This is a genomic window from Methylophaga sp. UBA1464 (genome assembly GCF_002325665.1).
GTDB lineage: Bacteria > Pseudomonadota > Gammaproteobacteria > Nitrosococcales > Methylophagaceae > Methylophaga.
On record NZ_DCSO01000080.1, the window covers coordinates 45,657 to 52,848 of the forward strand.

At 45.2% G+C, this 7,192-nt stretch carries 9 protein-coding genes; all 9 read left to right on the plus strand.

What is annotated here, in order from left to right; all coding sequences use genetic code 11:
* A partial coding sequence (locus B3O33_RS10300; RefSeq protein WP_349676315.1) for a translation initiation factor IF-2 occupies positions 1–850 on the plus strand: 850 nt, incomplete at its 5' end.
* Complete coding sequence (gene rbfA, locus B3O33_RS10305; RefSeq protein ID WP_292361663.1) at positions 850–1,251, plus strand: 30S ribosome-binding factor RbfA; 402 nt, start codon at positions 850–852, stop codon at positions 1,249–1,251. The genes B3O33_RS10300 and rbfA, both read left to right, overlap by 1 nt.
* 9 nt (positions 1,252–1,260) lie before the next feature.
* Positions 1,261–2,190: a tRNA pseudouridine(55) synthase TruB gene (gene truB, locus B3O33_RS10310; protein ID WP_292361664.1), complete on the plus strand. Its 930-nt coding sequence runs from the start codon at positions 1,261–1,263 to the stop codon at positions 2,188–2,190.
* 129 nt (positions 2,191–2,319) lie between these two features.
* The gene (gene rpsO, locus B3O33_RS10315; protein WP_278361242.1) at positions 2,320–2,589 is read left to right on the plus strand and encodes a 30S ribosomal protein S15; all 270 of its coding nucleotides are present in this window, start codon (positions 2,320–2,322) and stop codon (positions 2,587–2,589) included.
* A gap of 191 nt (positions 2,590–2,780) precedes the next feature.
* A complete protein-coding gene (pnp, locus tag B3O33_RS10320; protein ID WP_292361665.1) occupies positions 2,781–4,874 on the plus strand; it encodes a polyribonucleotide nucleotidyltransferase in 2,094 nt (697 codons plus the stop codon).
* 257 nt (positions 4,875–5,131) lie between these two features.
* On the plus strand, positions 5,132–5,824 hold the full coding sequence (locus tag B3O33_RS10325; protein WP_292361666.1) for a MotA/TolQ/ExbB proton channel family protein: 693 nt from the start codon (positions 5,132–5,134) through the stop codon (positions 5,822–5,824).
* On the plus strand, positions 5,814–6,212 hold the full coding sequence (locus tag B3O33_RS10330; protein WP_292361667.1) for an ExbD/TolR family protein: 399 nt from the start codon (positions 5,814–5,816) through the stop codon (positions 6,210–6,212). Before B3O33_RS10325 ends, B3O33_RS10330 begins: the two co-directional genes overlap by 11 nt.
* Entirely contained in the window at positions 6,209–6,640 is a 432-nt protein-coding gene (locus tag B3O33_RS10335; RefSeq protein ID WP_292361668.1) for an ExbD/TolR family protein, read from the plus strand. Before B3O33_RS10330 ends, B3O33_RS10335 begins: the two co-directional genes overlap by 4 nt.
* Positions 6,633–7,192: hypothetical protein (locus B3O33_RS10340; RefSeq protein ID WP_292363544.1), on the plus strand; the 560-nt coding region annotated here is incomplete at its 3' end. The genes B3O33_RS10335 and B3O33_RS10340, both read left to right, overlap by 8 nt.

Here is a 7,192-nt window from a genome sequence, read left to right on the forward strand (position 1 = left end):
CGCCTTGTTCAACGAAAATGGCCAACAAATGGATGAAGCTGGTCCCTCAACTCCTGTTGAATTACTGGGTCTGTCCGGAACACCTGCATCGGGTGATGAGTTACAGGTGGCGCCGGATGATCGCACAGCAAGAGAAATTGCCAGCTTCCGTCAGACCAAAGCACGTGAACTGAAAATGGCACAACAGCAGGCTGCCAAGTTGGATGATATGTTCAACAAAATGGAAGCCGGCGATCTGAAAACACTGAATGTCGTCATTAAAGGTGACGTTCATGGTTCGGTTGAAGCTGTCAGTCAGGGTCTGCAGAAATTGTCGACCGATATGGTACAGGTCCGGGTTGTTGGTTCTGGTGTCGGCGGTATTAACGAAACTGACGCACAGTTAGCTGCCGCTTCTGATGCTATTCTGATCGGCTTTAATGTTCGCGCTGATAATACTGCGCGTAAAGTAATTGCTGAAAAAGGCCTGGATGTTCAATATTTCAGCATTATTTATGATTTGCTGGATGTGGTGACAAAAGCCATGACCGGTATGCTTGAGCCCGTCTATAAAGACGAAATTATCGGTCTGGCACGGGTTGATGATGTGTTCAGCTCTCCGAAATTTGGTGATATTGCAGGTTGTCTGGTCTTGGAAGGCAGCGTCAAACGTAACAACCCGATTCGTGTCTTGCGTGATAACGTGGTTATTTACGAAGGTGAACTGGAATCACTGCGTCGATTCAAAGATGATGTTAATGAAGTCAATGCCGGTACGGAGTGTGGTATTGGTGTGAAAAACTACAAAGACGTCAAACCGGGTGATCAAATCGAAGTCTTTGAACGTGTCCTGATGAAACCGAGTCTTTAATGGCAAGAGAATTTAGTCGCACAAATCGAATCAGTGAGGTCATGATGCGTGAATTGGCCTTGCTGATTCAGCATGATCTGGCTGATCCGCGTGTCAGTATGGTCACGGTGTCACATGTTGATGTGACATCCGATCTTAAATATGCGCGTATTTATGTGACACGGCTCAGTGGATTTGATTCAGAAGAAGCCGCCAAAGAATGTCTGGCAGGATTAAATAACGCTGCAGGGTTCCTGCGTCGGGCGCTGGCAAAGCGCGTAAAATTACGCATCATGCCGGAGCTGCAATTTCGTTATGACACCACGCTGGAACATGGCTTTTATATGGATGAACTGATCTCTAAGGCCAATGCCGATATCAAAGACGAACAAGAACCCGATTCAGAAACTGATAAAGATTGAGTTTCTCCGATGGCAAAACGCAGTAAAAAAGGTCGCGATATTACCGGTATCGTGATTATTGACAAGCCAACCGGACTGAGCTCAAATCATGTTTTGCAACGCGTTAAACGATTATTTAATGCAAACAAGGCAGGACATACCGGTAGTCTCGACCCATTAGCAACCGGGGTATTACCTGTCTGCCTGGGCGAAGCCACCAAACTCTCCACCTATTTGCTGGATGCTGATAAACAGTATCAGGTGCGTTGCCAGCTAGGCATTCTCACCGATAGCGGTGATAGTGATGGTGACGTTATCGCTCAACAGAATATCCCGGATTATTCAGAGGAAAAACTGCAACGTATTTTGCAGGACTTTACCGGTGAGCTACAACAGATTCCGCCGATGTTTTCAGCCTTAAAACACCAGGGACAGCCACTATACAAGCTGGCTCGTCAGGGCATAGAAATCGAACGGAAATCTCGTCTGATTACCATCTACAGTATTGAATTGCTGGCCTGTGATGCTGACAGTTTTACCTTGCAGGTATCCTGCAGCAAAGGGACCTATATACGCACCTTAGTTCAGGACATTGCTGCCGCTTTAGGCAGTTGTGGACATGTCACTATGTTAAGACGTACGGATGCCGCTGGTTATGATTTAACCCAGGCATTAAGTCTGGAGAGGTTACAGGATTTGGCAGAACAACAAGGCTTACCGGGGCTTGATTCTCAATTATTACCTGCTCATGAAGCATTACCGGACTGGCCTGAAGTAAGACTGGATGCCGATATGTCTGCTGATATGCGTTTTGGTCGCAGTGTCACAACGGAATTTCAAGGTCATTGCGCAAAAGTCCGTCTATTTGATGTTCAGGATCAGTTTATCGGTCTGGGTGAATTAGCGCAGGACGGCACGGTGTCAGCAAAACGTTTGTTTGTTACCGGTGATACGGTTTAACCCGCTTGTGAATAGCAGATAAAACCGGTAAAATTCGCCACTCTTAAAAGGTTGGGTAATCCGGTTTAACCCGCTGGATTATTTCAGAATTTAACTCATAGCCAAAGGCTATAAAAAGTTGGAGTTTTTATGTCAATTACTGCAGAACAAAAGCAAGAAATCATCAAAAAATACGGTCGTACTGAAGGCGATACCGGCTCAGCTGAAGTTCAGGTAGCTCTGCTGACTGCCCGTATTACCAATCTTTCAGACCATTTTAAAACTAACATCCATGATCATCACTCACGTCAAGGTTTGTTAAAAATGGTTAGTGGTCGTCGTAAAATGCTCGACTACCTGAAAAAAACAGATATTAACCGTTACCGTGATTTAATTGCTGACTTAGGTCTGCGTCGCTAAATTACCCGACGTGATCTGCAAAACATCTCATCGAGCCTCCGCCAATATCTTTGGCATTAGGCTGGTGCGTTGACTGATATGCCCCTGAAATCCCCCGCGGTTTCAGGGGCATATTCATTTATGCGTTTATCGTTTTTTAAATCAGTGATGAAAAGGTTCATGGCTGATGTAGTCAAGAGAAGGAAATACTAGTGAATTCAGTAAAAAAGACAGTTCAGTTCGGTGAGCATACGCTTAGCCTGGAAACCGGAAAAATTGCTCGTCAGGCGGGTGGTTCCATTATTGCCAGTCTGGGTGAGACATCAGTGCTGGTAACTGTAGTCGGAAAGAAAAATGTAAATCCTGGCCAGGATTTCTTTCCGTTAACCGTAAATTATCAAGAACGTACTTATGCTGCAGGTAAAATACCCGGTGGGTTTTTCAAACGTGAGGGCCGCCCTTCAGAGAAAGAAACGCTGACATCCCGTCTGATCGATCGTCCATTACGTCCATTGTTTCCGAAAGGTTTCATTAATGAAGTTCAGGTAATTGCCACCGTAATGGCTTTGGACCCTGAAATTGATCCTGATATTCCAGCAATGATCGGTGCTTCTGCAGCGTTAGCTATCTCAGGTTTACCTTTTAATGGCCCATTAGGTGCCGCACGGGTCGGTTATGTTGATGGTAACTACATTCTGAATCCGTCTAAAAAACAATTAGCCAACAGCTCACTGGATTTAGTGGTTGCCGGTACTGTCAGTGCGGTCTTGATGGTGGAATCAGAAGCTTCTGAATTGCCAGAAGAAGTGATGTTAGGCTCAGTTATGTATGGCCATCAACAAATTCAGACAGCAATCAAACTGATTGATGAATTGAAAGCCGAAGCTGGCAAACCGGCTTGGGATTGGACTGCTCCGGAAAAAGATGATCGTCTATATAATGCGGTTAAAGAGCAAGCGTTTGAAGGCATTAAAACGGCTTACGCTATCAGCGATAAAATGCAGCGTCAGGATCAACTCTCAGAAATTCGTCAAGCCGCTGTTGAGGCATTAGTCAGTGAAGATGGTGAATGGTCTGAAGATGATGTAAAAGGTTTGTTTGGCAAACTGGAAAAAGAACTGGTTCGTGGTCGTATTATTGCCGGTGAACCGCGCATCGATGGCCGTGATACCAAAACCGTGCGTCCAGTATTTGTTGAAACTACTGTACTGCCACGTGTGCATGGTTCTGCATTGTTCACCCGTGGTGAAACTCAGGCAATTGTGGTGGCAACTTTGGGTGCGGAACGTGATGCACAGATGATTGATGCGGTAGAAGGTGAATACCGTGATCGCTTTATGCTGCATTACAACTTCCCGCCGTTCTGTGTAGGTGAAACCGGTTTTGTCGGTTCTCCGAAACGTCGTGAAATTGGTCATGGCAAATTAGCCAAACGTGGTATTCAGGCGGTTATGCCAACGGCTGAAGAATTCCCGTATGTGGTTCGCGTCGTATCTGAAATCACTGAATCCAATGGTTCAAGTTCAATGGCCTCTGTCTGTGGTACCTCATTGGCGTTAATGGATGCCGGTGTACCCATTAAAGCACCTGTTGCCGGTATTGCGATGGGTCTGATTAAAGAACCAGATGGTTATGCCGTTTTGACCGATATTCTGGGGGATGAAGATCATCTGGGTGATATGGACTTTAAAGTGGCCGGTACCGAAAAAGGTGTGACGGCACTGCAAATGGATATCAAGATCGAAGGTATCAACGAAGAAATCATGCGTATTGCACTGGCGCAAGCCCGTGATGGTCGTCTGCATATTCTGGAAAAAATGAATGCAGTGATCTCAACGCACCGTCAGGAAATGTCCGAATTTGCACCACGTATTATCACTGTGAAAATTCATGCTGATAAAATTCGTGATGTTATCGGTAAAGGTGGCGCAACCATTCGTGCAATCACCGAAGAAACCGGTGCAACTATCGATATTCAGGATGATGGCACCGTGATGATTTTCTCTTCGGATTTCAATGCGGGTCAGGATGCATTACACCGTATTGAGCAAATCACCGCTGAAGTTGAAGTCGGCAAGGTCTATCAGGGCCGTGTTGCCAAGCTGATGGATTTTGGGGCGTTTGTCACGATTCTGCCAGGTAAAGATGGACTGGTACATATTTCACAAATCTCTGATGAGCGTGTGGAAAATGTCAGTGATAAACTGTCTGAAGGTGACATGATTGAAGTGAAGGTACTGGAAGTTGACCGTCAGGGCCGTATTCGCCTGAGTATGAAAGCTGTTCATGAAGTTGCTGCAGAATAATTCAGTCAATTCAGGTTTGATTTGGAAGCCCCGCCTAGCGGGGCTTTTTTTTGAACATCACAATAAAAACCTATAGCCGTAACACGGATTACGACGGAACTATTGTTGTAATTTAAGCAATAAGCAAGGGTTCGCCATAGAAGATTTCTTTGCAAAGCTAAATGATAACTATTATCATTAAAGCTGTTTGAATATAAGGAATCATTCATGATGCGCACAAATTTGATCATTGGCTTCAATCCGGTCTTTGCTCAGCGATGAACGAAAACACATCTGCTTCCTTTTTAACGCTGTTGCAACAGTTACTTGAAGTAGGCGGCCCTGTTGTGTGGATTTTGCTGGGGTTTTCGATTATTGCGGTCAGTATTGTTTTAATCAAAACATGGCAAATATTATTAATCTCACCCGAATCAACGAAAACAGCAAAAAAAGCCATTGCCTTGTGGAAACAAAACGAGCCTGAGCAGGCTATTCTGCAGCTGAAAATCTCCAAACCATTGGATGAGTTACTGGCATTGAGCATGGAAGGACTGAGGCAGACCGAGATACCGGTCGGCTTACTCAGGGAAGAGTTGCAACGTGTTGCCAGCTTGCGTATCAGTCAATTACGCAGTTATCTGCGTCCTCTGGAAGTGATTGCCAGTTTAAGCCCTTTACTGGGCTTGTTTGGTACGGTTATGGGCATGATCCTCGCTTTTCAGCAGATGGAACAAGCCGGTAGTCAGGTTGATCCTGCTGTACTTTCCGCGGGGATTTGGCAGGCCTTATTAACCACTGCGGTTGGTCTGGCGGTGGCAATACCGGCTGTGCTGGCGCATAACTGGTTAGAGCGTAAAACGGAGCGAGTTACAGCGCTGATAAATGATGGGGTAACTCAGGTCTTTACACACGCCCCATTTATCAATCCAAAGGCAGCTGTTTGCAGCGAAAGCTTTAAAAATGTTGCTTGAACAACCATTTTCGGCAAAACGCAGAATGATTAGTCTGACACCTTTAATTGATGTGGTGTTTATTCTGTTACTTTTTTTCATGTTGTCCTCCGGTTTTACCCACTGGCGACAAATGGATATTACCGCTGCCAGTGAATCCTACAATACAGATGAAATACGTACTCAGTATCATCTTGTATTACAGACCGCTGGAGAATATGAGTTCGATAAAAGACGTTACCCGCTATCAAAGCTCAGCCCCGTAAAACAAACGCGTGCTGAAGATAAACGGAGTGTATTTGTTGTCTCGGTGGCAGAGGGGGTAACAACTCAGCAGTTGATTGATTTTCTGGATCAATTGAAAACCATCGGCGTTGAAAAAGTCAGTCTGGCAGGTTTAGCCATATGATACTTATCCCAAATCATGCCCCGCGAGGCAATCAACCTGATGACAATATTATCCCATTGATTAATATTGTGTTTTTGATGCTGATCTTTTTTCTGATTGCCGGGCAATTAACTTCCAGTGATTTTATCAAAATCCAACCGCCAACATCCCAGCAGCAATCGGCTCTGCAGGAACATGATGCTGTTTTGCTGGTGTCTTCCAGAGGGCAATTGGCCTTTAATGATATGTTGCTGGAAGCCGATGCCTTAACGGATTTGTTAAAACAGGCAATATCGGAAACGAATAATGCCCAATCATTCAAACTACTGATTAAAACGGATGCAACTGTCCCTGCTAACAAGTTAACTGAGTTACTGAAAAGAGTTCGTGCCGCCGGAATACTGCGGGTGTCACTGGCAACGCAGACCCAAAGCAATAAACATGATTAAATTTCGATACTGGGTATTGGCAATTTTGAGCGCCATATCAATTCATGTCTTTGCGTTTGGTATGTATACGCTCAAACACCAGCCCCGGCTTCAACTTGTTGCCCCCATAAAGGAAGCTGGGATTGAGATTGATATCAGCATGCTGGATGCCACCACCATGGAGAAACAACAGGCTACTGCCACCTCAGAACCATTGACCAACATTGAAGAAGAATCCGCAATCACTGAGGTTCAGGAACGCAACGATACGCCAGTGCAAGTTGAGGAAAAAATCAGCAAAACTGAAGTGGTAAAACCCTTGCAGCAAACGGAGATAAAAAAGGCCGTTAATAGCGCGCCACTTTCCGATAACGCTGAACCTGAATCTGATAGCTCAGAGGTGCTTGCTGCCACATCTGCTCCGGCAGAGAAACCAACAGCAAATTCTGAAAAGCAATTGGAAAAAACGCAAATTGCCGAGCAAGGTGAGTCAGCTGAGAGCAGTTCAATCTCCAGTCAAACTGTTTCAGCTTTGCAACAGGCAGCTCAACAGACCTATTTCAATTTACTCGC

Excerpts from the sequence above, each read along its gene's own strand:
- rbfA (WP_292361663.1), top strand. The coding sequence starts at position 850 with ATGGCAAGAGAATTTAGTCGCACAAATCGAATCAGTGAGGTCATGATG.
- B3O33_RS10335 (WP_292361668.1), top strand. The coding sequence starts at position 6,209 with ATGATACTTATCCCAAATCATGCCCCGCGAGGCAATCAACCTGATGAC.
- B3O33_RS10325 (WP_292361666.1), top strand. The coding sequence starts at position 5,132 with ATGAACGAAAACACATCTGCTTCCTTTTTAACGCTGTTGCAACAGTTA.
- truB (WP_292361664.1), top strand. The coding sequence starts at position 1,261 with ATGGCAAAACGCAGTAAAAAAGGTCGCGATATTACCGGTATCGTGATT.
- rpsO (WP_278361242.1), top strand. The coding sequence starts at position 2,320 with ATGTCAATTACTGCAGAACAAAAGCAAGAAATCATCAAAAAATACGGT.
- B3O33_RS10330 (WP_292361667.1), top strand. The coding sequence starts at position 5,814 with ATGTTGCTTGAACAACCATTTTCGGCAAAACGCAGAATGATTAGTCTG.